This is a genomic window from Streptomyces sp. Tu6071, assembly GCF_000213055.1.
Lineage (GTDB): Bacteria > Actinomycetota > Actinomycetes > Streptomycetales > Streptomycetaceae > Streptomyces > Streptomyces evansiae.
Genome location: NZ_CM001165.1, coordinates 766,990 through 789,716, shown reverse-complemented (window position 1 = coordinate 789,716; position 22,727 = coordinate 766,990). Strand labels below are relative to the sequence as shown.

Below are 22,727 nucleotides of genomic sequence, written 5' to 3'. Positions count from 1 at the left end.
GATGGAACCTTTCCGTGAGGTGAAGTGCGCGGTGGGGCAGAGGAGTTCAGTCGCGCTCGAAGGCGCTCAGCGTCGGGTCGTGGTCGGGGGCGCCGATGTCCGCCATCGAGGTCATCCAGTGGTGGAAGTTGTCGCCGCGCTCCCGCAGCAGTTCGTACAGGCGCCGCGACAACCTGCCGCGTACGGCGAACAGTTCGGGGTCCTCGTAGCGGTTCACCAGCTCGTGCGGGTCCGTCTCCAGGTCGTACAGCTCGTTGAACGAGTCGGGATTGACGACGAGTTTGAAGCGCTCCTCGCGGATCATCCGTTGCGGGTACGGGAAGTGGTGGCCGTGGAACTCGGCGAGCACCTCGGCCGGCCACTCCGGGTGCTCGCCGCGCACGAGCGGGAGCAGGCTGCGGCTGTCGGTCGCGGGAGTGGTGTCGCAGCCCGCGAGGTCGAGCAGGGTCGCCGTGCAGTCGGTGAGCGTGGCGAACTCCTCCCGCACTTGTGCCGGTTGACCGGGCACCCGGATGATTCCCGGGATGCGGTAGATGTCCTCGTACATCGCCGGGCCTTTGTCGTGCAGCCGGTGCGCGCCCGTGAACTCGCCGTGGTCGGCGGTGAAGAAGACGGACGTGCTGCCGGCGAGCCCCAGCTCCTCCATCCGCGTCAGGATGCGCCCGATCTGCTCGTCGATGAGGCTCACGTACCCCCAGTAGACGGCGACGAGTTTGCGGCTCACCTCCTCGGGCATCGTGTCGAAGGCCCAGTGCGCGCTGTAGTTGCGCTGGACGGGCGGTTTGCCCGCGAAGGTCTCGGCGACCGAGGGCGGCAGCTCGACGAGCGCGGGGTCGTAGCGGTCGTAGTAGGCGTCGGGCAGCAAGTAGGGCAGGTGCGGGCCGAAGAAGTGGGTCGCGAGGAAGAACGGCCGCCCGTCCTCCGCCCCTTCGGCCGCGTACCGCTCCAACCGCTCGATGGCGCGCGTCGCGAGGTAGTGCTCGAAGGTGGCCTCGACGGGCTGGTCGAGGCGCGCGGCGAGGAGATTGCCCGGACTGCCGTTGGGTGCCGTGCCGCGCACCGGGTCGGTGATGCGGTACGGGGGCAGCCCGCGCTCCGCGAGGTACGCGAGGTAGTCCGGGTGGTCCACGGGGTTGTGCCAGCCCGGGAGCCGGGGGCCCTCGAAACCGTACGAGGCGGCGTCGCGCCGCGTCCCCACGTGCCACTTGCCGATCAGCCCGAGCCGGTACCCGCGCGCGGCGAGCGCGGCCGGGAAGGTGAAGGCGTCCTCTGCCAGGTCCTCCAAGTACCCGACGTTCCGCTCCTGGTTGGCGAGGAGCCGGTGCCGGAAGGGCGCCTGCCCGGTGAGCAGGCTCGCCCGTGCCGGGGTGCAGATCGCCGTCGGCGTGTAGAAGCGGTCGAAGCGCGTGCCGCTCGCCGCGAGCCGGTCCAGGTGCGGGGTCGCGACGTGCGGATTGCCGTACGCGCCGAGGGTGTCGACCCGGTGCTGATCGGTCATGAGGAACAGGAGGTTCACTTGCCCGCCTTCACGAACTTCTCGCCCGCGTAGAACGACGACGCCTTCGGCGCCTTCTTCAACTGCCCTGTCCCGACGAAGAATTCGCTCATGGCGTCGAGCCAGCCGTCCACCGTGCCGTCCTGCGTGCGCGCCACGAGTTCCTTCGTCGGGAGCGTCTTGACGTGACTCGCGTCGGCCTTGACCTTCGCCTCGTCCACCTTGAGCAGCTTCGCGCTCAGCGCCACCGACTCCCTGGGGTGCGCGGCGCGCCAGTCGTTCGCCTCCTTGAGGACCGCCACGACCTTCGCCTCGGCCGTCGCGTCCGTCTTCGGCCCCGCGACGAAGGCGGTGGGGAAGCTCCCGCCGATGTCCTCCGTGCTCGCGACCTCCACGAGCTTCGGCACCTTCTCCTTGATCGTGTCGATGAGCGGGTAGTTGATCCCCGCGCCGTCGATGCGGCCGGAGGAGAAGGCGGCCACGATCGTCGGCGCGTCCATGACGACCTTCTGGATGTCGTCCATCGTCATCCCGGCCTTCTCGAGCGCGAGCCGCAGCACCATCTCGCCCGAAGTCCCCTCCGGCACACCGACCTTGCGGCCCTTGAGCCCCTGGATCGAGCTGATGCCCGGCTTCGCGATGACCCGGTCCGCGTAGGTGAGCGTGTCGATCGCGACGATCCGGGCCTTCCCCGAAGCGGGCAGCCACATCGCGCCGGGGCCTATGTACCCGTAGTCGAGATCGCCGGTGCCGAGTGCCTGGATCTGCACGGGGCCGTTGACGAAGACGCTGTACGAGGCGGTCAGGCCGTGCTTCTTCCACAGCTCCCGCTCCCGCGCGATGGCGAGAAGGCTCGCACCGTTGTAGTCGGCGATGTAGCCGAAGCGGACGTGCCGCGTACCGCCCCCGGAACCGCTGTCCGACGAGTCGTCGGAGCAGGCGGACACGGCGAGTGCCAGCGGGGTCGCGGAGAGTGCCGTGAGCAGGGCGCGGCGGGAGAGGGACATGGCGGCGGGGGCCTTTCGGGAGGTCGGGATCGCTGAAGGAGGAATGAAGGGGGCGCCGAGGGGGCCCGGCGGTCGGAGTGCAGGGGCCTCAGGCAAAAGGGAGTCGGGGGAGGGGAGAGGGCATCAGGCGTCCGGTGTCGCGGGCTCCTGGTGGTACACCGCGTGCCACACCTCGTTGCGCACCTCGGCGAACTCCCGCGAGAGCCGCAGCTCCTCGGTGCGCGGCCGGGGCAGCGGCACCTCCACGACGCGGTGCACCCGGCCGGGCCGGGCGGCCATCACGACGACTCGCCCGGCGAGATACACCGCCTCGTCGACATCGTGCGTCACGAACAGCACCGTGCGCCGCTCGCGCGTCCACGTCGCGAGCAACTGCTCCTGCGAACGCACCCGGGTGAGCGCGTCGAGCGCGCCGAAGGGCTCGTCCATGAGGAGGACCGCGGGATCGACCGCGTACGCCCGCGCCAGCGCGCACCGCTGCTTCATGCCGCCCGACAGCGTGCGGGGCAGCGCGTCGGCGAAGTCGCCGAGCCCGACGAGGCCGATGGCGTGGTCCGCGCGGCGGCGGCGCTCGGCGGCCGGCAGCCGGGTCAGGCGCAGGCCGAACTCGACGTTGCCGCGCACGGTGAGCCACGGGAACAGGGCGTACTGCTGGAAGACGACACCACGGTCCGGACCCGGCCCGCGCACCGGCACCCCGTCGACCAGTACCTCGCCGCCGCTCGGCGCGTCGAGCCCCGCCGCGAGGTTGAGCAGCGTCGACTTGCCGCACCCCGAGGGGCCGACGACCGCGACGAACTCGCCCTCGGCGATGTCGAGCGAGAGCCGGTCGAGCGCCGTGAACGCGCCGCCCTTGACCGGGTGGTGGCGGCTCACCTCGCGGAAGGAGATCTTCGCGCGGTCCGGCGCGGGGGTGCGCGTGAGCGGGGCGCCGGTCTCCTCGCGGGACTTTTCGCGGGTCTCCTCGCGCGTCTTTTCGCGGGTCCGGTCACGTGACGCGTCGCGTGTCTCGTACGGGGGCCGTGTCATCGTCGTTCCTGCCAGGAGGTGAGGTGCCGCTCCGCCCGCAGCAGCAGGCGGTCCATCACGAGTCCGACGACCCCGATGGTGAGGAGACCGACGAAGATCGTCGGCAGGTCGTAGTAGGTCTGCGCGTGCGTCATCTCGTAGCCGAGTCCCTTGTCGGCGGCGATGAGTTCGGCCGCCACGAGCGTCGCCCACGAGGAGCCGAGCCCGATCCGCGCCCCCACGAGCAGGAAGGGCGTCGACGCGGGGATCACCACCTTGAGGAAGATCACCCGGTCCGGGGCACCGAGCACCCTTGCCGCGTTGATGAGCGTGCGGTCCGTCGCCGTGACGCCCTCAAGCGCCGCCACGACCGTCGCGAGGAACGAGGCGAGGAAGATGACGAACACCTTCGGCGTCTCGCCGATCCCGAGCAGCACGATCGCGAGCGGGATGATCGCGAGCGGCGGCACCGCGCGGAAGAACTGCACGTACGGTTCGAGCAGCGCCCGCACGGGCGGGTACCAGCCCATCAGGAAGCCGACGGGCACGGCGAGCACGACGCCGAGGACGAAGCCGATCAGCACCCGGCGCAGGCTCGCCAGCGTGTCGGTGAGGAGCGAGCCGTCGGCGATCATCTCGCCGGCCCGCCGCGCCACCGGCCAGGGCCCCGGCACGTCCACGAGCCCGGTCGCGGCGAGCACCCACCACACCCCGATCCCGAGCACCAGCGCGAGCAGGTTGAGGAGCGGCGCGGGCGGCAGCCGCCGCGCGCGCCGCGGCGCGGGCCCCTTCTCGGGGACGGTGGCGCTGTCGGGGGCGGGGATCACGGCCACGACGGCCTCCCCCGGGACGGGACGGGCACGGTTGCTCCCTGGGGTCGCGCGGCGGCGGCCGGGCGGCGGACGGCGGTCGGGTCGGGTACGGGGACGGCGGGGCCGGTCGGCGGCGGGGACTCGCGCAGGACGAGCGCGAGCGCGCCGAGCGCCCCGCCCGCGTCGCCGAGCCGCGCGGGGCGCACGTCGGGCGCGGGGCGCCCGGCGGGCATGAGGTGGGCGTCGAGCGCGCGGCGCACCGCACCGAACAAGGGCTCGCCCGTCGCGGTGAGTTCCCCGCCGAGCACGACGGCGGACGGGGCGAGCGCCTGGCACACGGCGGCGAGCACCCGCCCGGCCCGCTCCCCGGCGAGTGCCACGGCGCGGACGGCGGCGGGCTCGTCCGGCAGCGCCGCGAGCAGCCCCGCGAGGTCGCCCGCGGGCGGGTACGCGTCGAGCACGGCGCCCAGCGAGGCCGCCGACTCCAGGCAGCCCCGCTTGCCGCAGGAGCAGGGCGCGCCGTCCTCCTCGACCGTGATGTGCCCGAACTCCCCGGCGAGCCCGCCCCGGCCCCGGTGCAGGTTCCCGGCCACGACGAGCCCGCCGCCGACGCCGTACGAGAGCCGCAGGTACGCCACGTCGGGCACCCCGGCCGCCGCCCCCCACGTCGCCTCGGCGAGCGCCGCGAGCCGCGTGTTCGTGTCGAGCAGGACGGGGGCGCCGAAGCGTTGGCGCAGAAGCTCCGTGACGGGGGTCAGGTGCGGCGCGGGGCCCGCGCGCCCCACGGCGCCCGCCGGGCCCACGACCCCCACCCCGACCCCGCTCAGCGAAGCGAGCCGCACACCGCCGCCCGGGAGTTCGCCGACGAGGCGCGTCGCGAGGTCGAGGCGCTCGGCCCACGTCACCTCGGCCCCGTGCGCCGCGCTCGCGGTGCCCACCACCTCGTGCGCGACGTTGACGGCGGCCACGTGCACCGCGCGGCGCGCGAAGTCGATGCCGAGCGCCTGCCCGGCCGCCGGGTCGAGGGACAAGGTCTCGACGGGACGCCCGCGACGGCGGCCCTCGGCGGGCGGTGCCGCGCCGACGAGCGCCCCGCGTGCGACGAGGTCGCCCACGATGGCGTACAGCGTCGTGCGCGAGAGCCCGCTGAGCCGCGTCAGTTCGGCGCGGGACAGCGGGCCGTGCGTGCGCAGCAGGGACAGGACGAGTTCCTCGTGACCGCGGCGCAGCCGCGCCAGCGGTCCGCCCTCAAGGTCGGTCGGCATGCGGGTCAGGGTGCGCGGCCACCCCCTTTAGGTCAACGCCCCGGAAAAAATCCCCGGTCGCGTTCCACGCGCTGTTTTCGCAGCTCAGCGGTGTGTGCGGGGAGGCCGCGCGCGGACGGGTTTTCACGAGCCCGCAACGCGCGGCAACAGCGCGGCCGGGATCAGGCGTCCCAGGCGCAGCGGAAGCCGAGGTTCCCCGCGCTGCTGTCCGGCGTGTTGGAGGTGCGCGCCGCCACGCGGTAGCGGTTGCAGTACGAGTGGTGGCACAGGTACGAGCCGCCGCGCATGACCCGCGAGGTACCCCGGCGCGGGCCCCTCGGGTCGCTCGCCGGGCGGGCGGAGTGGTCCGTGCCCCAGCGGTCGGCACACCACTCCCAGACGTTGCCGGCGACGTTGTGCAGCCCGTGGCCGTTGGGCGGGAAGGCGTGGGCGGGCGCGGTGCCGCGGTAGCCGTCCTCGGCGGTGTTCGTGGTGGGGAAGCGGCCCTGCCAGATGTTGCAGCGGTGCTCCCCGTCCGGGGTCAGCTCGTCGCCCCACGGGTAGCGGCGCCCCGCGAGGCCGCCGCGTGCCGCGTACTCCCACTCCGCCTCCGTCGGCAGCCGCCCGCCCGCCCACCGGCAGTACGCCGCCGCGTCGGCCCAGCCGACGTGCACGGCCGGGTGGTCCCAGCGCTCCGCGAGACCGCTCCCGGGCCCCTCCGGTGCCCGCCACGTCGCACCGCTGACGCCGCACCACCACGGCGTCGCGTCCGGGCGCGGCGAGACGCGGCGCAGCGCGCCGGGCAGGAACGCGGCGAACACGAAGGACCAGCCGAAGCGTTCGGCCTCGGTGACGTGCCCCGTCGCGGCGACGAAGGCGGCGAAGCGCGCGTTGGTCACGGCGAGCGTGCCGATCCGGAACGGCGACAGGCGCACCTCGCGCACGGGCCCCTCCCCGTCGGCGGCGAAGCCGTCCGCGTCCTCGGCGCCCATGAGGAAGGTGCCGCCGTCGAGCGCGACGGAGGGCTCGGGTCCCGGGTCCTCCGGCGGCGCGGGGACCCCGGCCGGCGCCCCGCCCCGCAGCGGCACCGAGAACGAGAACAACTCCCCGTCCGCGCCGGGCGCGCAACAGCCGCCCCCGTGCGCCTCTTCGCGCGCTCCCTCAGGTGACCCGTGCGGCATCCGTCTCCCCTTCCCCTCCCCGTCCGACATCGGCGGCCCGAGGCTACGGGACGGCACGGGGACCTCCCGTGCGAGGGGGCGCACGCGTGTTCCCGTACGGGTGTACGAGGAAAAGCATGGGTACGCACTGGTGTTCGCCATGGTGTCCGTACGCCTGTTCGTCACCTCCCGCTGAAGCGGGACCTCGGCCGTACGGGTTTGTCAACAGGCCCCCTTCGTTGTTCAGTTGGTCACTACCGTGGGCTGCCGTCGCCCCCCGCCGCACCAGCGCCGGGAGTGGCGCGAGATCCGTGCCCGCAGCATGTAATCCCCCCGTACCGAGGACGTCGATGACACACCTCCGCGCCTCCGCCGGGCGAGCGGACCGCCGAGACGGCGGGGCCCGTCACGGCAGACCGGGCGCCCTGCTGCCCGAGTCGCACATACGGACACTGCTGCTGCGCACCGCGGTCCTGCCCGCGCTCGCGGTCGCGCTCAGCGGCCTCGCCGCGGTGCTGCTGCTCCTCGGCGCCGAGGACGACCTCGGGGGCGCGGTCCGGCTCGGCGTCGGCCTCTGCGCCGGGGTCGCGCTCGCCGCGCTGTGCGGTGCCGTGCTCGCCGCGCGCCGCGCGACCCGCACCGTGCTCGACCGCGTCGGCGCCCTGCGCACCACGAGCGCCCGCCGCCAGACCGAACTGCGCGGGCTCGTCGACCGCTTGCGGCGCGGCGAGCTGCCCCCGGTGCGCGAGGCGCCCTCACGCCCGGATCGCGGCGGCGACGGCCTCGACCTGCTCGCCGACGAACTCCACCGCTTCCACGACGTCGCCATGGCCTCCGTCGTCCGCGCCTCGCAGCTCTCCAGCCACGCGGGCCACGAACAGAAGGTCGAGGTCTTCGTCAACCTCTCGCGGCGGCTCCAGTCCCTCGTGCACCGGCAGATCCAGGTGCTCGACGAACTGGAGAGCGGCACCGAGGACCCCGCGCTCCTCAAGGGCCTCTTCCACATCGACCACCTCGCGACCCGCACCCGCAGGCACGCCGAGAACCTCGCCGTGCTCGGCGGCTCCGTCTCGCGCCGCCAGTGGAGCACCCCCATCCCGCTCCAGCAGGTGCTGCGTTCGGCGGTCGCCGAGGTCGAGCAGTACCCGCGCGTCCGCCTCGTGCCGCCCGTGGACGGCGCGGTGCACGGCCAGAACGTCGCCGACATCGTCCACCTCATCGCCGAACTCGTCGAGAACGCGACGCTCTTCTCCGCGCCGCACACCCCCGTCCTGCTCCGCGCGGGCCGGGTCGCGGCCGGGCTCGCGGTCGAGATCGAGGACCGGGGCCTCGGCCTCGACCCCGCCGAGCGGCACCGCATGAACACGGTCCTCGCCGACCCCGACCAGGTGAACCTCGCGGGGCTCCTCCAGGACGGCCGCATCGGCCTCTACGTCGTCGCCACGCTCGCCCGCCGCCACGGCATCGCCGTCCGTCTCCAGAGCAACATCTACGGGGGAGTCCAAGCCGTCGTCGTGCTGCCCACCGCCCTCCTCGGCGAGGAGCCCGCCACCCCGGCGCAGGTCGCGGCGGGCGGCAGGGCGGCGGAGGCCATCGCGACGGAGCCCGCCGGGGCCGAGCCCGTCGAGGCGGAGGTCGTCGACGAAGACGAGGACGGCGCGGGGGCGGGGGCCCCGGAAACAGAGGCCGTCCCGGTCGCGGCGGAGGCCGCCCCGGTCGTACGGGAGGACTCCTCGCGTACAGGCGGGACGCCGCTGCCGGGAGGCACGGACCGGACGCCCCCGCCGGGGGAGCCGGAGCCCGCGCCCGCGCCGGTCGGCACGCCCGCGACGCCCGCGCCGGACGGGACGCCCGCGCCGCACGAGACGCGTGGCGCGCCCGCCGCGCCGGAGCCGCCCACCGCGCCCCGCAGCCCCGACGCCCCTGACTCCCCGTCCGCCGCCGGACACCCCCCGCTCCCCGTCCGCGGCACGATCGACTCCCTCCCCTCCCGCCGCACCCCGCACCCGCGCGTCCCCGAAGAAAGCCCCCGACCGCCCGCACCCGCCCCCGAGCCCGCGGCAACCGAAACCACCGACGAGCCCGCCGTTCCGAAGCCCCGTCCCACCGCGCCGCTCCCCAAGCGCGGCGCGCCCGGCGCGCCCCGCGCCACCCCCGCGGAGGCCCGTCCCGGCACCCAGCCGGGCGCGCCCCGCGTCTCGTTCGCCGACGCGGGCGCGATCCTCGCGCTCACCCGCCGCGACGGCAGCCCCGTCAACGATCCCGAGGGCCCCGCGCCCGGACTCCCCAAGCGCGAGGCGCAGACGCACATGGTCCCGCAACTGCGGCGAGACAGTGACGAGTTCGCCGAGGTGCGCGCGGAAGTGGCGGGCGGGGACGACACCTTGCACACGCCCGACCTCATGGCCGCCTTCCGGCAGGGCTACGACCGCGCGCTCTCCACACCCGAAGAGATGCCCACACACGAGGAGTTCGCCGACCGCACCCCGGCCGACCGCACCCCCACCGACCGCGCCCTGGCCGACAACGCCCCCGCCGAGCCTCCCGCGCGGGCCGACTGAGCCGCCGCCCCGCGCCGGAAGGCGCCCCCAGGGCCGCACGGCCCCACCGTCCGTACCCGTACGCAAGGAGCGACACCCCCATGGCGAGCGAAGCCCCCGGAGCGGGCAGCGTGTCCGACCTCGACTGGCTGCTCAGCGGCCTCGTGCAGCGCGTCGCGCACAGCCGCAGCGCCGTACTCCTCTCCGCGGACGGACTCGTCAAGTCCGTGCACGGGCTCGACAAGGACAGCGCCGACCACCTCGCGGCGCTCGCCTCGGGCATCCACTCCCTCGCGCGCGGCGCGGGCGTCCGCTTCGCGGACGGCGGCGAGGTCCGGCAGGTCGTCATCGAGCTGTCCACCGCGCTGCTCTTCGTCTCCGCCGCCGGCTCCGGCACCTGTCTCGCCGTCCTCGCCGGGCCCGAGGCCGACCCGGGCGTGCTCGGCTACGAGATGGCGATGCTCGTGAAGAGCGTGCGCCCCTTCCTCGTGACCCCCGCCCGGCGCCCCGCGCGCGTGGCGAGGACGAGCTGAGCGGCCCCGTGACACTTCAGCCCGCGGGCGGCCGGCGCCGCCGCAAGGAGGGCAGGGCCTGGTACGACGGCGAGGCCGGGCGCCTCGTCCGCCCCTACACCGTCAGCGGCGGGCGCACCACGCCCCGTACCGCCTTCGGCCTGCTCTCGCAGGTGCGCGCGACCGGCACCCCGGCCCCCGCGCACCTCGGGCCCGAGCACAGCGAGGTGCTCGGGCTGTGCTCCGTACCGGCCTCCGTCGCCGAACTCGCCGGGCGGCTGCGGCTGCCCGTCGTCGTCACCAAGGTGCTGCTCTCCGACCTCGTGGACTGCGGCTCCCTCGTCAGCAAACAGCCGGACACTTCCCCCCACCCCACGGACCGGTCCCTACTGGAGGCATTGCTCGATGGACTACGACGACGGCTCTGAGACCTTCCCCACCGCCCTGAAGATCCTGGTCGCCGGTGGTTTCGGAGTGGGCAAGACGACGTTCGTCGGCGCGGTGAGCGAGATCGCCCCGCTGAGCACCGAGGAACTGCTCACCAGCGCCAGCGCCGGAACCGACAGCCTCGAAGGCGTCGAACGCAAGACGACCACCACCGTCGCGATGGACTTCGGCCGCATCACCCTCGACCGCGACCACGTCCTCTACCTCTTCGGCACCCCCGGCCAGGAACGCTTCTGGTTCATGTGGGACGAACTCTCCGAGGGCGCGCTCGGCGCCGTGATCCTCGCCGACACGCGCCGACTCGCCGACTGCTTCGCCGCCGTCGACTTCTTCGAGGAACGCGGCCTCGGTTTCGTCGTCGCGATCAACGAGTTCGACGGCGCGCACCGCTACGAGGCCGAGGAGGTGCGCGCCGCGCTGTGCCTGCCGCCGCAGGTCCCCGTCGTGCACTGCGACGCCCGCATCTCCAGCTCGGGCATCCAGACGCTGCTGACCCTCGTCAAGCACCTGCTGACGGCCGCGCGCCCCCCGGCGCCCGCCTCCGTTCCGGGCGACCGGGCCAGCGCATGAACACAGGCCGCCTCCTGCTGCTCCCCGACGACCCCGAGGCCCCCGAGCGCGAACGCCGCCTCGCCGCCCGCGGCCTCGGCGCCGCGCCCGTGCCCGCCCTCGACGCCCACGCGGCCCGCCTCGCCGCGGGCGCGGGCGCCCCCTTCGCCGGGGTCAACTTCGTGCACACCGACCACCAGTACCTCGCCGGGCTCCACCCCCGGGGCGTTCCCGCCGCCGCCCGCCGCGTCGCGCGCGCCCACGGCTTCTCCCCGTACGTCGTCGTCCGCCGCAAGGCCCTCGTCCTCGACGACGTACGCGACTACCCGCGCTTCTCGCCCAACGAGGCCGTCGACTTCTCCGGCATCCGCGCCTACCTCGGCGCCCCGCTCACCGACCACGACGGCTTCGTCCTCGGCACGCTGTGGGCCGCCGCGCGCGAACCGCGCGACTGGGGCCGCGAGGCGCTGGCCCTCGTCAAGACCCTCGCCGCGGAGGTCGCCCCCCTCGTCCGGGGGACGGCCGGGGCATGAGCGGGCCGCCGCGGGGGAGGGGACTTCCCAGGAAGCCCCCACGCGAAGGAGCAGGACCACCATGACCGCACCCACCCCCGGCGTGCTCCAGAGCGGCGACGGCGCCCAGATCGCCACGTACACCTGGCTGCCGCCCGAGGGCCGCCGGCCCCGCGCCTTCCTCCAGCTCGTCCACGGCGCCGCCGAGCACGCCCGCCGCTACGAGCGCTTCGCCACGCACCTCACCGCGCGCGGCTACGCCGTCCTCGCCTCCGACCACCGGGGCCACGGCGCCACCGCCCCCTCGACGGGCGGCTACGGCGTCACCGGCACCGACGAGGGGACCGAGGCGGACGGCTGGCTCGCGATCCTCGCCGACCTCAAGGCCGTCGGCGACCAGGCCCGCGCCCTGTACCCCGAGGTGCCCGTCCTGATGCTCGGCCACAGCCTCGGCTCGATGCTCGCGCGCGAGTACGTCCAGGAGTACCCGGACGACCTCACGGGACTCCTCCTCACGGGCGTCTTCCGCTCCCTGCCCGGCGCCGAGTACGCGTCGAGCACCGCCCGCCTGGAGGAGGAGATCGCCGCGCACGGGCGCGCTTTCGTCAGCGACTTCGTGCCCCGCCTCTTCGCCTCCTTCAACGACGGCTTCGCGCACCGGACCGGCTTCGAGTGGCTCTCACGCGACGAGGCCGAGGTCGACGCCTACGTCGCCGACGAGCGCTGCGGCTTCCCCTTCTCGGCGGGGCTCGCGTACGACTGGGTGCGCGCCGCGTACCGCGTCAACGACCCGGCCCGCCTGGCCCGGATGCCCCGCGACCTGCCCGTCCACCTCGCCGCGGGCACCCTCGACCCGTGCAACCAGCGGATGACCCTCGTCAACGAACTCCTCGACGACTACCGCTACCACGGCGTGAGCGACCTCACCTGGACGGGCTACGAGGGCGCGCGGCACGAGATCCTCAACGAGACGGAACCCGACCGGAGCAGGGTGTACGAGGACCTGACGGCCTGGCTGGACGCCCACACGCTCTGAACCGGCGCCCGGGGCACGCGCGCATCCCCCGGCCCGCTCTCCGTGCCCCGGCCCGCACTCCGCGCCCCGACCCCCCGCTCCGTGCTCCACGCCCCGGAACGCGCCGACGCCTTCGGGCGCGCGGTGGCATGATCTCCGGCGGCGGCATCAGGGCCGCGCGGGCACGGAGGGACGAGCGGTCATGGCGGCTGGACGGGAAGCGACGCGGGAGCGGACCGGAGGGCGCGGGGGCCGGGGAGCGGGGAAGGGGAGGGCCGGGCGGCGGGAGGAGCCGCGTACCGGCCTGTGGACCCGCGACTTCGGCCTCTTCTTCACCGCGCGCGCCGTCGCGAAGCTCGGGGACACGATGCTCCCCGTCGCCCTCGCCGCCGGGCTCCTCCAGGAGGGGTACGGGGCGGGCGCCGTCGGGCTCGCGATGGCCTCGTCGGTGGCACTCTTCGCCGGGCTCGTCATCTTCGGCGGCGTCATCGCCGACCGCTTCGACACGCGCAAGCTCATGACGGCCGCCGACTCGGTACGCGTCCTCACGCAGTCCGTCGCGGCCCTGCTCTTCTTCACGGGCAGCGCCCAGCTGTGGCAGATCTGCGTCATCGGCGGCCTCAACGGCATCGCGTCGGCGCTCTTCCAGCCCGGTGTCGCCTCGACCGTGCCGCGACTGGCCGCCGACGTGCAGAAGGCGAACGGCGCCGTGCGCGTCGCCGAGTCCGTCGCCGCCCTCCTCGGCCCCGCCTTCGCCGGGATGCTCGTGGGCCTCGCCTCGCCCGGCGCCGTCTTCCTCGTCCACGCGGGCACGTACCTCGTGAGCGCGCTGTGCCTGATCACGCTGCGTCTCCCCGCGGCGGCGCCGCGCGCCGAGACGGCGGCCCCGAGCCGTTTCCGCGCCGACCTCGTCGAGGGCTGGCACGAGTTCCGCTCGCGCGTGTGGCTGTGGGGCGTCATCTCGGTGTGGGGCCTGTACATGGTCGCCGCCTGGGGCCCCACCGTCCCGCTCGTCGCGACCCGCGTCGTCGACGAGCACGGCGCGGGCGCGTACGGCCTCATCAACACGGCGCTCGGCGCGGGCACGGTGCTCGGCGGGCTCATCGCGCTGCGGCTGCGCCCCCTGCGGATGCTCCGCGCGGGCGCGATCGCCTTCTTCTCCGTGAGCGTGTTCCCGGCCGCGGTCGGCGCGGGCCTCCCGGTCCCGGGGATGGCGGCGGGCGCCTTCGTGGCGGGCGTCGGCACGGCGTTCTGGGGCGTGATGTGGGCGACGACGGTGCAGACCCAGGTCCGCCCCGAGGTACTCAACCGCATCCACGCCTACGACGTCGCGGGCTCCCTCGCCCTGCTCCCGGTCGGCCAGGCTCTCGCGGGCCCTGCGGCCTCGCTCTTCGGCACCGACGCGGTCCTCCTCGCGGGCGGCGTCGTGATCCTCGTCTGCGGCACCGTCCTCCTCCTCGTCCCCGGCATCCGCCGCCTGCCCCGCGCCGAGCCCCGGCTCACCCCCGCGGCGAGCGGCGGCACGCTGCCCGCGCAGGACGAGCCCAGGCGGCAGGCGACGGCCTGAGCGGAAGCGAGCGGCGGCGGAGAAGGGGCACGGCTTCGGTACGGGCCGCCACAGGCGCCTCAGCCGCCGGTACCGAGGAAGCCCCCGATCCGTCCGCGCAGCCCCGCCGCGTCGAGGCCGTGCGCCGCGACGTGCTCGGCCGGGGAGCCGTAACGGCGCAGCTCCGCGCGGCCGACACCGAGACCCAGGACGCGGTGCGGCCTGTCGACGAGCGCTTCGGCGACGGCCGCCGTCGAGGTCCCCGCGAGGTACGGCTCGACGAGGACGACGTCCGCCGTGTCGGCGGCGTCCACGGCGGCGCGCAGTGCCGCCCCGTCGAAGGGCCGCACCGTCGTCGCGTAGAGGACGGTGACGTCGAGGCCCTCGGTCGCGGCGAGCACCTCGTCGAGCAGCGGCCCCACCGCGAGGACGACACCCGCGCGCCCTTCGCGCAGCAGGAGCGGGCCGCTCCCGTCGACGGGCCGCCCCCGCTTGTTCGTCTGCTCCGAGAGCCGTACGTAGACGCGGTCCTCGCCGCGCACGGCATGGCGCAGCAGCGCCTCGGCCTCGTCGGGGTGTCCGGGGACGTGCACGGTCCACCCGTCGAGCGTGTCGAGGAGGGCCACGTCGCCCGGCGACATGTGCGTGAAGCCTCCGGAGGAGATGTCGTACGAGGCCCCGGAGCTGACCAGGACGCCGCCGACGCCCTGGTGCCCGAAGTCGAGCTTGACCTGCTCGAAGGGGCGCTCGACGAGGAAGCTCGCGAAGGTGTGCAGGACGGGCCGCATCCCGGCGAGCGCGAGCCCGCCCCCGGCGCTCACCAGGAGCTGTTCGCGGATGCCGAGGTCGATGACCCGGTCGGGGTGGCGCTTCGCCGCCTCGGTGAAGCGGTCGCCGCTGATCACGGCGAGGACGACGGCGAGGCGCTCGTCCTCGCCGAGCAGGGGGGTCATGGTGGTGCCGAAACGGTCGCGCATGGATTCCACGGTGGTGCTCCTCGTTCAGTTCTTGGCTTCGACGTGGGCGACGACGGCGAGGGGGCGGCCCGCGTGCGGGGTGGTGAACGCCGCGTACAGCGCCTCGTGGTCGCGGCCGTCGACGTCCTCGACCGCCCAGCCGCCCGCGGCGAACCGTGCGGAGAGGGCGCCGGGCCGGCCCCAGCGGGCCGAGGAGTTGTCGATCACGACGGTGTGCAGCCGGTCGAGTCCGGAGGCGCCCGCGAAGGCGACGGCCTCCTCGTTCGAGCCCTCGTCGAGTTCGGCGTCGCCGACGAGCACCCACACGGCCGCGTCGTCCAGCCCGCGCGCCTTGAGCCCGAGCGCGACCCCGACCCCGAGCGGCAGCCCGTGCCCGAGGGAACCGCTGCCGATCTCGGCCCCGGGCACGAGCGTGCGGTCGGGGTGGAAGCCGAGCGGCGAGTCGAAGCCGCCGAAGTCGTCGAGCCACTCGACGGGCACGAAGCCCTTCGCGGCGAGCACGGCGTAGTACGCCATGGGCCCGTGCCCCTTGGACAGCAGGAACCGGTCCCGCCCCGGCTCGTCCACCGTCTCCGGCGTGATCCGCAGCACCCGGTCGTAGAGCACCCACAGCGCGTCGAGCGTCGAGGTCGCCGCGGGCCCGTGCTTCTCGTCGCCGGTCAGCCGCGACATGAGTCCCGGCAATTCCGCGTACCCCTCGGATCCGGCCCGAGCCGGCGTGAAGATCGTCATGCGGACGACGATAAAACCTCAACCAGACTTGAGGTCAACGTCCGCCGCCCCCGGAAACACGGCACGACCACACCCCGGAATGCGGTAAGCTTTCCGTGCGCGTCCGGCCCCGGGCCTTCCACCCGAAAGCCCAGGTCACTCGCGCATCGGGACGTGGCGCAGCTTGGTAGCGCACTTGACTGGGGGTCAAGGGGTCGCAGGTTCAAATCCTGTCGTCCCGACTGTACGAAGTCGGCTTTTCAGGGCCGGTACCGGAATTCTCCGGTACCGGCCCTGAGGCGTTTCCGGGGACCAGGGCCCGCTCGACCGGTGTTCCAGCGGATCATGGCGATGGGGTGGGGGAGGGGGTGTGGATAACGCCCACGAACACGAGGCCGTCCTCGCCGCATGCTCCCACGATCCCGCGCCCGGCCACCCCGGCTGCCCCGTCCGGCTGTGCGGTGGAGGCAGGTCATCAGGGCGGCTGGGCGGGACAGGGGCAGGAACGGGGACACGCGGAGGATGAGCGACGCGAGCATGTGAACCGCCCCGGGGCCTGCTTGAACCGGCGGGCCGGTTCGGCGGGCGCCCCGCCTTCAGCCGAGGCGCGCCGTGGTGCACAGCTCTGCCGCCGGGTCGTCGGCGCCGTCCAGCTCCAGGACCACGATCTCGTTGCGGCCCGGGCGCAGCAGAGGCCACGGCAGGTACAGCGTGCGCTGGGGGCCGCGGTCCGGCCAGTAGCGGCCCAGGCAGAAGCCGTTGATCCACAGGTAGCCCTTGCGCAGTCCCGGCAGCGCCACATGGCTGTCCGCCGGTTCGGTGACGTCGAGGAAGCCGCGATGGAAGGTGGGGCCGGGGCCGGGATCCGCCGTGTCGCGCCAGGGCAGGCCGTCGGGTGTGCCGTGGCCCAGGGGGACGGGGCGGGCGGTCCAGTCGTGCAGGATCTGCTGGGTGTGCAGCACCCGGCGGACGCCCTTGCGGTCGGCGGGGCCGCTTCCGTAGTTCACCCGGCCCATGGACTCGACGAGCAGTTCCAGGTGTGCCCGCGGTCCCGGGACGGCGAGGCCGGGCAGCGACTCGGTGGCGTCCCGTTCCAGTACGCCCGCCTCCCCTCCGTCGACGAAGACGTGGGCGCGGTCGGCGAGTCCGTGCACGGACAGCGTGTGGGGGCCGCGCGGACCGGGGATGCCGGCGGAGTACAGCACGAGCCCGTGGGCGATGCCCAGTTCCTCGAAGGAGGGCGGCTGCGGGGCCCGCGTCTCCTCGCCCGCCAGATCGTCGAGTACGTCGAAGAGCCGCACGGACTCGTGCAGCGCGATTCGTTGGGGAGGCAGCAGGGGCGCGGGGGCGGGCGGTTCAGGCAGGGGGCCCTCGGCGTACGTGGCCAGTACAGCGCGAAAGCTCTCGAACTTCGCGGTGACGGCGCCCCGTTCGTCGATCGGCGCGTCGTAGTCGTAGGACGTCACCGTGGGCAGGTAGCCCGCGCCGGTGGCGGGGTCCTCGGTGTTCGCCCCGGCCCAGGTGGAGAAGTTGGTCCCGCCGTGTGCCATGTAGACGTTCACCGAGCCGCCCGCGCCGAGGGTGGCCGCCAGCTCCTCGGTGGCCTCCGCGGCGTCGCGCACCGTGCGGGGGGCGCCCCAGTGGTCGAACCAGCCGCACCAGAACTCGGCGCACATCGGCGGGTCGTGGGGGCGCAGCCGCTTCAGACCGGCGAATGCCTGGGCGGGCCGGCTGCCGAAGTTGACGGTGGCCAGGTGGCCGGGGAGCGTGCCGCCGGTCAGGAAGAAGTCGTCGGGGCCGTCGGAAGTGAACAGCGGGACGTCGATGCCCCGGCGCCGCAGTCCGTCGGCGAGGTGTTCCAGGTAGCCGGTGTCGGTTCCGTAGGAGCCGTACTCGTTCTCGACCTGCATCATCACCACGTTGCCGCCCCGGGTCACCTGGTGGGCGGCGAGGCGGGGGATGAGCGCGTCGTACCAGCGGTCGACGTGGGCCAGATAGGCGGGGTCCTGGCAGCGCAGCGCGCGCACTTCGGGGTCGGCGAGCAGCCACCAGGGCAGACCGCCGTTCTCCCACTCGGCGCAGATGTACGGCGAGGGGCGCACGATCGCGTGCAGCCCGGCGTCGCGGGTGGCGTGCAGGAACGCGTCCAGGTCGGCCTGGCCGGTGAAGTCGTGGTGGCCCGGGCGCGGTTCGTGGAAGTTCCACGGGACGTAGGTCTCCACAGTGTTCAGGCCGAGGGCGCGCAGCATCCGCAGCCGGTGCGGCCATTGCTCGGGCAGCACCCGGAAGTAGTGCAGAGCGCCGGACAGCAGGCGCAGGGGACGCCCGTCGAGGCTGAAGCCTTCGGGGGACACCTGGAACATGGGGGCTCTCCGTGCGGGTGTCGGAAACGGGAGGGGGAGGTCGGGGTGCGGAAGCGGGAGGTGTGCGGGTGGGGGACGCGAACGGACGAGGGGAGGTCCGGTCATACAGCGCGGGCGCGCCCCCGGGTCAGGTTCTCGCGGGCCGCCAGTCGGCCGTCAGGTCCGCGAGGGCGGTCAGGAGGCGGCGGCCCGGGGCCGCGGCCGGCGAGGCCGGGGACGGTGCGAGCGCCACCCGGCAGCCCGCCGCCTCGGCCGCGGCCACACCCGTGGGGCTGTCCTCGACGACCAGACACGCCTCGGGCGGGACACCCAGCCGGGAGGCCGCCTCCGCGTAGGGGTCGGGCCAGGGCTTCGAGCGGACGGTCTCACCGGCGGCGACGGTGGTGCGGAACGGAACGCCGCCGAGAGTTTTGAGGACGGTGTCCACGACGGGCCGGGAGGAGGCGGAGACGAGCGCGGCCGGAACGTCGAGGGCGGTCAGTGTGTCGAGCAGGTCCCGGACGCCCGGCAGCACGTGGGCCCGCGTCTCCACCGCTGTCAGGAAGAGCTGTTCCAGTGCGGACTCCAGCGTGGCCGGATCGTCCGGTGCGGCGTCCGGTGCGGCGCACAGCCGCGCGAGGTAGGCGGCGGTGTCGGCCGAGGTGCGGCCGAGGACCTGGGCGCCCTCGTCGTCGGTCAGGGTGTGGCCACGGGCGGCGGCCACGTCACGGGCGGCACCGAGCCAGAGGGGCTCCGTGTCCACGAGGGTGCCATCCATGTCGAGCAGGACCGCCCGCGGCAGCGTCGGCACGACGGCGCCGTCGAGCGTCCAGTGCGAGTCGGGGGTACGGCCGAGGGCCGCGTACACCTGAGCGGCCACGTCCTCGTGCCGCACCGGGCGGGTCGGCCGGGCGCCCGCCGTGAGGTCCGGGCCCGCCGCGGCCAGCCACGCGGTGCGCTCCTGTGTGCCGTAGCCGCCGTGGCCGCCCTCGTCGCGGTGCCCGTGGTCGGTGACGACGAGGACGGTCCACGCCTCCTGGTCGTACGCGGGCCGGGCGCGCAGCGCGGCGAGGAGACGGCCCAGGCGCCGGTCGGCCGCCTCGACGGAGCGCCGGTAGGCGTCGCCGCAGCCCAGGTGGTGAGCCGTCTCGTCGGGCGCGCCGAGGTAGACGAAGGAGGCCGTCGGGTCCTCGTGCGTGAGCACCTGGACCGCGTCGCGCACGATCGCCTCGTCGGCGTCCTCCCAGTCGGCCGGCGTGTCGGCGGCGGGCGCGTGGTGGCTGAGCCGGGAGGGGTGGCGGAACATCGGGCCGCCGTCGGCGAGGGTGACCAGGGGTTCCCAGGCGGCGGCGACGTAGGTGCGCAGCCCGTCCTGCCGGGCGAGGCGGGTCGTGAAATCGGGGAAGACGCCGAGGCGGTGGCCGCTGAAGTCGTTGCTCCACACCGCGTGCTTGGCGATGCGTACGCCGGTCACGACGGTCGCCCAGCACGGCCCGGACATGGTGGGGGTGTCGTCCGCCACCGTGACCGGCGTCAGGAACCCGGCGCGGGCCACCTTGTCGAGGTGCGGTGTGCCCGCCCGGGTCAGGGTGTCGAGGCGGACCCCGTCGATGCCGACGACGAGGACGTGGCGGGCGCGGGACATGGTGGTCTCCTGAGAGGGACGAGGAGGGGCGGTCAGGCGGAGCGGTGGAGGGTGTCCGGGTCGACGCGGTGCGCGAAGGGCAGCCCCCGCGCGTACCGTCCGACCTCGTCGACGGCGGCGTCGGCGAGCCGGTGCAGCTCGCCCCCGAGGGAGCCGGCGAGGTGCGGGGTGAGCAGGACGTTCGGCAGGTCGTAGAGCGGCGAGTCGGCGGGCAGGATCTCCGGCTCCGTGTGGTCGAGGACCGCGTGGAGCCGTCCGGAGGCCAGTTCCTTGACGAGCGCGTCGGTGTCGACGAGCGAGCCGCGCGCGGTGTTGACGAAGGTGGCGCCGTCTCGCATCGAGGCGAGCCGTCCCGCGTCGAACAGGTGGCGGGTCTCGGGGAGTTCGGGCGCGTGCACGGAGACGACGTCGCTGAGCCGCAGCAAGGTGTCCAGGTCGACGGCGCTCACACCGAGGGTGTCCGCCTCGTCCGGGGTCAGATAGGGGTCGTGCACCAGGACGCGCAGGTCGAAGGGGCGCAGCAGCTCCACTACGCGGCGCCCGATGCGGGAGGCGCCGACGAGGCCGACTGTCCGGCGGTAGTTGCCGACATCGGGGAAGCGTTCCAGCAGGTTCACCCGGGAGCGGGCCTCGCGGTAGGCGCGGGCTCCGTCCAGGACGCGCTTGTTGGCGAGAAGGACGGCGGCGACCGTGTACTCGGCCACGGGCAGGGCATTGGCCGCTGCGGCGGTGCTCACCGCGATGCCGCGGTCCCACACGTCCCGGGTGATGTGGTGTTTCACCGAGCCCGCCGCGTGCACCACGGCGCGCAGCCGCGGCAGGAACTCCAGGGCCGAGGCGTCCAGGGCGGGGCAGCCCCAGCCGGTGAACAGGACCTCCGCCTGTCGCAGCGCCTCGACGGCGCCCGAGCTGCCCGGGGTGAAGTCGGTGACGAGCAGGCCGGGTTCGAGCGTGGTCAGCTCCTCCAGGCGGACCAGTGAGGCGGGGGACAGGATCGCGTCGCGGGTCTCGGCGCTCATCGCCAGGACCGTACGCGGCCGGTGTCGTGGAGCGTGGGGGGTCACTTGACGGCTCCTGCGGTCAGACCCGAGCGCCAGAAGCGCTGGAGGCAGAGAAAGGCGACGATGAGCGGGACGACGGCCACGAGCGAGCCGATGATGACCAGCGGGTAGAGCTGGGGCTGCTGGTAGACGTTCTGGTTCCACATGTAGAGGCCCAGGTTGACGGGGTACAGGCGGTCGTCGTTGAGCATCATCAGAGCGCCGTAGAAGTTGTTCCAGTTCGCGGTGAACGAGAAAAGGAAGATGGTCACGAAGCCGGGTGCCAGCATCGGCAGGGACACCTTGGTGAAGGTGCGCAGCTCCCCCGCGCCGTCGACGCGCGCCGCCTCCAGGACCTCGTCCGGTACGTAGCCCTCGGAGAAGACACGGGCGAGGTAGACGCTGAACGGGTTGACGAGGCTCGGTATCAGGACCGCCCAGTAGGTGTTGACGAGTCCGAGCCCGGAGGCCATGAGGTAGAGCGGCAGCTGGACGACGGTCGAGGGGATGAGGACGCCGACGAGGACGACGCCGAACAGCTTCTCCTTGCCGCGGAAGGCGTACTTGTCGAAGGCGTAGCCGCAGGCCACCGAGATGAGGGTGGACAGGATCGAGCCGGCCAGGGTGTACAGGAGGCTGTTGAGCAGCCAGCGGCCGAACACCCCGTCGTCGTAGTCGAACAGCGCCCCGAGGTTCGAGAAGAGGTGGAAGGAGCCCAGGCTGAACGGGTTGGTGGCGAACAGGTCGCGGTAGTTCTTCGTGGCGGCGATGATCAGCCAGGTCAGCGGCATGAGGGTGTACACGGCCACCACGGCGAGAATCGCGTTGACCACGGTCTTCGAGGTGCGGCCGCCCGCCGGGCCGGTGCGTCGCGCCCGGCGTGGAGGGCGGGCGCGCGGGGGGCGTCCGGTGACCGGGGCGGGCGCTTCGGGAGGGGCTGTCCGGGTGCTCATGATGCCTTCCACCGGTTGCCGAGCTTGGTGACGACGAAGGACAGCAGGCCGGCGACCAGGGCGAGCAGCAAGGAACTCGCGGCGGCCAGTCCGTAGTCGTGGCCCTTGAAGGCCGCGGTGTAGATGAACATGGTCGGGGACCAGTCCTCGCCCATCGCGTTGGCCCGCAGCTGCACCAGCTTGGGCGCGTCGAAGAGCTGGATGGCGCCGACGCAGGTGAACAGCAGGGTCAGGACGACGGTGGAGCGGATCATCGGCACCTTGATGCGCAGCGCGGAGCGGACGGCGCCCGCTCCGTCGACGGTCGCGGCCTCCAGAACCTCGCGCGGGACCGCCTGCAACCCCGCGTAGAAGATGATCATGTTGTAGCCGATCCACTGCCAGGCGGAGATGTTGACGACCGAGAGGATCGCCTCGTCCTCACCGAAGAAGTTCCAGTGGGCGCCCAGCGATCCGAGCACCTCGGTGACCGGGCTGAGCCCCGGCGTGTAGAGGTAGAGCCAGATGAGCGAGGCGATCAGTCCGGGGACCGCGTGCGGCAGGAAGTAGGCGATCTGGAAGAAGCGCCGGGCGCGCGCCAGGGCCGAGTCGAGCAGAAGCGCGAGGATCAGCGCCCCGCCGACCATGGCGGGGATGTACAGCACGCAGTAGAGCGCGATGTGCCCGAACGAGCGCAGGAAGTCGGCGTTGCCCAGCGCCTCGGTGAAGTTGCCGAGCCCGGAGAACACCCGGCGCGTCCCGCCGAAGCCGAGGCCGGAGGACTCCTCGCGGAACAGACTCATCCACGCGGCGTAGCACAGCGGCGCCACGGTCGCGGCGGCGAACAGGACGAAGAACGGCACCATGAACAGCGCGGCGGCGCCCCGCTGTCTGCGGCGCGCGGCCGGGCTGCCCGGACGCCTCGGTGCGGGCCGGCCGGTCGCGGACTTGGCCGGCCGGGCAAGAGGGACTGCCACCTGATACTCCTTCGGCAGAGCGGCTGGGGGAACGGCGAGTGGTGCGCCGGCACGGGGCGCCACGGATGGCCTGGTGCCGGTCACGAGGGGGCGGGGACGGGTCGGCGGCTCCTGAAGAGGCCGACGGGGGACGGCACTTGCAGTGAGAGAGCTGCTCCCCGGCGGGGGTGGCACTTGCAGTGAGAGAGCCGCTCCCCGGCGGGGGTGGCACTTGCAGTGAGAGCGCCGCTCCCCGGTGAGAGGGCACCGGTTTCGG

The 22,727-nt window shown here is 73.9% G+C and carries 20 protein-coding genes and 1 tRNA gene; 8 read left to right on the top strand and 13 right to left on the bottom strand.

Features of this window, described 5'->3' with window-relative positions:
• Positions 1 to 46: 46 nt before the first annotated feature.
• The 6 genes from STTU_RS03235 to STTU_RS03210 form a co-directional block, all read right to left on the bottom strand.
• Positions 47 to 1,516, bottom strand: a complete 1,470-nt coding sequence (locus STTU_RS03235) for a sulfatase-like hydrolase/transferase (protein WP_043253951.1) — start codon at positions 1,514 to 1,516, stop codon at positions 47 to 49.
• Positions 1,513 to 2,502 (bottom strand): aliphatic sulfonate ABC transporter substrate-binding protein, encoded by a 990-nt coding sequence (locus tag STTU_RS03230; RefSeq protein ID WP_007819799.1) that lies wholly within the window; start codon positions 2,500 to 2,502, stop codon positions 1,513 to 1,515. The genes STTU_RS03235 and STTU_RS03230 overlap by 4 nt, the downstream gene beginning before the upstream one ends.
• A gap of 123 nt (positions 2,503 to 2,625) precedes the next feature.
• A complete protein-coding gene (locus STTU_RS03225; RefSeq protein ID WP_078518899.1) occupies positions 2,626 to 3,531 on the bottom strand; it encodes an ABC transporter ATP-binding protein in 906 nt (301 codons plus the stop codon).
• Positions 3,528 to 4,343, bottom strand: a complete 816-nt coding sequence (locus STTU_RS03220; RefSeq protein ID WP_052862309.1) for an ABC transporter permease — start codon at positions 4,341 to 4,343, stop codon at positions 3,528 to 3,530. The genes STTU_RS03225 and STTU_RS03220 overlap by 4 nt, the downstream gene beginning before the upstream one ends.
• Positions 4,334 to 5,587, bottom strand: a complete 1,254-nt coding sequence (locus STTU_RS03215) for an ROK family transcriptional regulator (protein ID WP_007819790.1) — start codon at positions 5,585 to 5,587, stop codon at positions 4,334 to 4,336. The genes STTU_RS03220 and STTU_RS03215 overlap by 10 nt, the downstream gene beginning before the upstream one ends.
• A gap of 161 nt (positions 5,588 to 5,748) precedes the next feature.
• Positions 5,749 to 6,669: a formylglycine-generating enzyme family protein gene (locus STTU_RS03210; RefSeq protein ID WP_043253949.1), complete on the bottom strand. Its 921-nt coding sequence runs from the start codon at positions 6,667 to 6,669 to the stop codon at positions 5,749 to 5,751.
• 407 nt (positions 6,670 to 7,076) lie between these two features.
• Between STTU_RS03210 and STTU_RS03205 the strand changes: the two genes are divergently transcribed.
• The 7 genes from STTU_RS03205 (at position 7,077) to STTU_RS03175 (ending at position 13,868) form a co-directional block, all read left to right on the top strand.
• Positions 7,077 to 9,287, top strand: coding sequence for a sensor histidine kinase (locus STTU_RS03205; RefSeq protein ID WP_007819788.1), 2,211 nt, complete (start codon positions 7,077 to 7,079; stop codon positions 9,285 to 9,287).
• Positions 9,288 to 9,367: 80 nt separating this feature from the next.
• Positions 9,368 to 9,799 carry a roadblock/LC7 domain-containing protein gene (locus STTU_RS03200; RefSeq protein WP_007819787.1) on the top strand — a complete coding sequence of 144 codons (432 nt, stop codon included), beginning with the start codon at positions 9,368 to 9,370 and terminating at the stop codon, positions 9,797 to 9,799.
• Positions 9,800 to 9,807: 8 nt separating this feature from the next.
• Positions 9,808 to 10,206, top strand: a complete 399-nt coding sequence (locus STTU_RS03195) for a DUF742 domain-containing protein (protein WP_007819784.1) — start codon at positions 9,808 to 9,810, stop codon at positions 10,204 to 10,206.
• Entirely contained in the window at positions 10,184 to 10,795 is a 612-nt protein-coding gene (locus STTU_RS03190; protein WP_009070058.1) for a GTP-binding protein, read from the top strand. The genes STTU_RS03195 and STTU_RS03190 overlap by 23 nt, the downstream gene beginning before the upstream one ends.
• Positions 10,792 to 11,307, top strand: coding sequence for a GAF domain-containing protein (locus tag STTU_RS03185; protein ID WP_043253947.1), 516 nt, complete (start codon positions 10,792 to 10,794; stop codon positions 11,305 to 11,307). The genes STTU_RS03190 and STTU_RS03185 overlap by 4 nt, the downstream gene beginning before the upstream one ends.
• A 61-nt stretch (positions 11,308 to 11,368) precedes the next feature.
• A complete protein-coding gene (locus tag STTU_RS03180; protein ID WP_007819777.1) occupies positions 11,369 to 12,322 on the top strand; it encodes an alpha/beta fold hydrolase in 954 nt (317 codons plus the stop codon).
• 181 nt (positions 12,323 to 12,503) lie between these two features.
• The gene (locus STTU_RS03175; RefSeq protein ID WP_043253945.1) at positions 12,504 to 13,868 is read left to right on the top strand and encodes an MFS transporter; all 1,365 of its coding nucleotides are present in this window, start codon (positions 12,504 to 12,506) and stop codon (positions 13,866 to 13,868) included.
• Positions 13,869 to 13,927: 59 nt separating this feature from the next.
• Here STTU_RS03175 and STTU_RS03170 read toward each other — a convergent pair whose 3' ends face one another.
• On the bottom strand, positions 13,928 to 14,833 hold the full coding sequence (locus STTU_RS03170; protein WP_199784992.1) for a transketolase family protein: 906 nt from the start codon (positions 14,831 to 14,833) through the stop codon (positions 13,928 to 13,930).
• Positions 14,834 to 14,848: 15 nt separating this feature from the next.
• Positions 14,849 to 15,556, bottom strand: a complete 708-nt coding sequence (locus STTU_RS03165; RefSeq protein WP_043253942.1) for a transketolase — start codon at positions 15,554 to 15,556, stop codon at positions 14,849 to 14,851.
• Between the two features lie 147 nt (positions 15,557 to 15,703).
• Between STTU_RS03165 and STTU_RS03160 the strand changes: the two genes are divergently transcribed.
• Positions 15,704 to 15,777: transfer RNA gene (locus STTU_RS03160), tRNA-Pro, on the top strand.
• Between the two features lie 354 nt (positions 15,778 to 16,131).
• Here STTU_RS03160 and STTU_RS03155 read toward each other — a convergent pair.
• The 5 genes from STTU_RS03155 to STTU_RS03135 all read right to left on the bottom strand — a co-directional run bounded on the left by STTU_RS03155 (position 16,132) and on the right by STTU_RS03135 (position 22,471).
• On the bottom strand, positions 16,132 to 17,898 hold the full coding sequence (locus STTU_RS03155; RefSeq protein ID WP_007819772.1) for a glycoside hydrolase family 35 protein: 1,767 nt from the start codon (positions 17,896 to 17,898) through the stop codon (positions 16,132 to 16,134).
• 127 nt (positions 17,899 to 18,025) lie between these two features.
• Positions 18,026 to 19,522: an HAD-IA family hydrolase gene (locus STTU_RS03150; protein WP_007819770.1), complete on the bottom strand. Its 1,497-nt coding sequence runs from the start codon at positions 19,520 to 19,522 to the stop codon at positions 18,026 to 18,028.
• Positions 19,523 to 19,554: 32 nt separating this feature from the next.
• A complete protein-coding gene (locus STTU_RS03145; RefSeq protein WP_007819768.1) occupies positions 19,555 to 20,541 on the bottom strand; it encodes a hydroxyacid dehydrogenase in 987 nt (328 codons plus the stop codon).
• A 41-nt stretch (positions 20,542 to 20,582) separates the two neighbouring features.
• Positions 20,583 to 21,515, bottom strand: a complete 933-nt coding sequence (locus STTU_RS03140; RefSeq protein ID WP_043253938.1) for a carbohydrate ABC transporter permease — start codon at positions 21,513 to 21,515, stop codon at positions 20,583 to 20,585.
• Positions 21,512 to 22,471, bottom strand: coding sequence for a carbohydrate ABC transporter permease (locus STTU_RS03135; RefSeq protein ID WP_420713544.1), 960 nt, complete (start codon positions 22,469 to 22,471; stop codon positions 21,512 to 21,514). The genes STTU_RS03140 and STTU_RS03135 overlap by 4 nt, the downstream gene beginning before the upstream one ends.
• Between the last annotated feature and the right edge of the window lie 256 nt (positions 22,472 to 22,727).

Bases quoted from the DNA above. Each gene is read 5' to 3' on its own strand.
- STTU_RS03230 (WP_007819799.1), bottom strand. From the start codon at position 2,502: ATGTCCCTCTCCCGCCGCGCCCTGCTCACGGCACTCTCCGCGACCCCG.
- STTU_RS03225 (WP_078518899.1), bottom strand. From the start codon at position 3,531: ATGACACGGCCCCCGTACGAGACACGCGACGCGTCACGTGACCGGACC.
- STTU_RS03215 (WP_007819790.1), bottom strand. From the start codon at position 5,587: ATGCCGACCGACCTTGAGGGCGGACCGCTGGCGCGGCTGCGCCGCGGT.
- STTU_RS03205 (WP_007819788.1), top strand. From the start codon at position 7,077: ATGACACACCTCCGCGCCTCCGCCGGGCGAGCGGACCGCCGAGACGGC.
- STTU_RS03200 (WP_007819787.1), top strand. From the start codon at position 9,368: ATGGCGAGCGAAGCCCCCGGAGCGGGCAGCGTGTCCGACCTCGACTGG.
- STTU_RS03190 (WP_009070058.1), top strand. From the start codon at position 10,184: ATGGACTACGACGACGGCTCTGAGACCTTCCCCACCGCCCTGAAGATC.
- STTU_RS03185 (WP_043253947.1), top strand. From the start codon at position 10,792: ATGAACACAGGCCGCCTCCTGCTGCTCCCCGACGACCCCGAGGCCCCC.
- STTU_RS03180 (WP_007819777.1), top strand. From the start codon at position 11,369: ATGACCGCACCCACCCCCGGCGTGCTCCAGAGCGGCGACGGCGCCCAG.
- STTU_RS03175 (WP_043253945.1), top strand. From the start codon at position 12,504: ATGGCGGCTGGACGGGAAGCGACGCGGGAGCGGACCGGAGGGCGCGGG.
- STTU_RS03165 (WP_043253942.1), bottom strand. From the start codon at position 15,556: ATGACGATCTTCACGCCGGCTCGGGCCGGATCCGAGGGGTACGCGGAA.
- STTU_RS03155 (WP_007819772.1), bottom strand. From the start codon at position 17,898: ATGTTCCAGGTGTCCCCCGAAGGCTTCAGCCTCGACGGGCGTCCCCTG.
- STTU_RS03150 (WP_007819770.1), bottom strand. From the start codon at position 19,522: ATGTCCCGCGCCCGCCACGTCCTCGTCGTCGGCATCGACGGGGTCCGC.
- STTU_RS03145 (WP_007819768.1), bottom strand. From the start codon at position 20,541: ATGAGCGCCGAGACCCGCGACGCGATCCTGTCCCCCGCCTCACTGGTC.
- STTU_RS03140 (WP_043253938.1), bottom strand. From the start codon at position 21,515: ATGAGCACCCGGACAGCCCCTCCCGAAGCGCCCGCCCCGGTCACCGGA.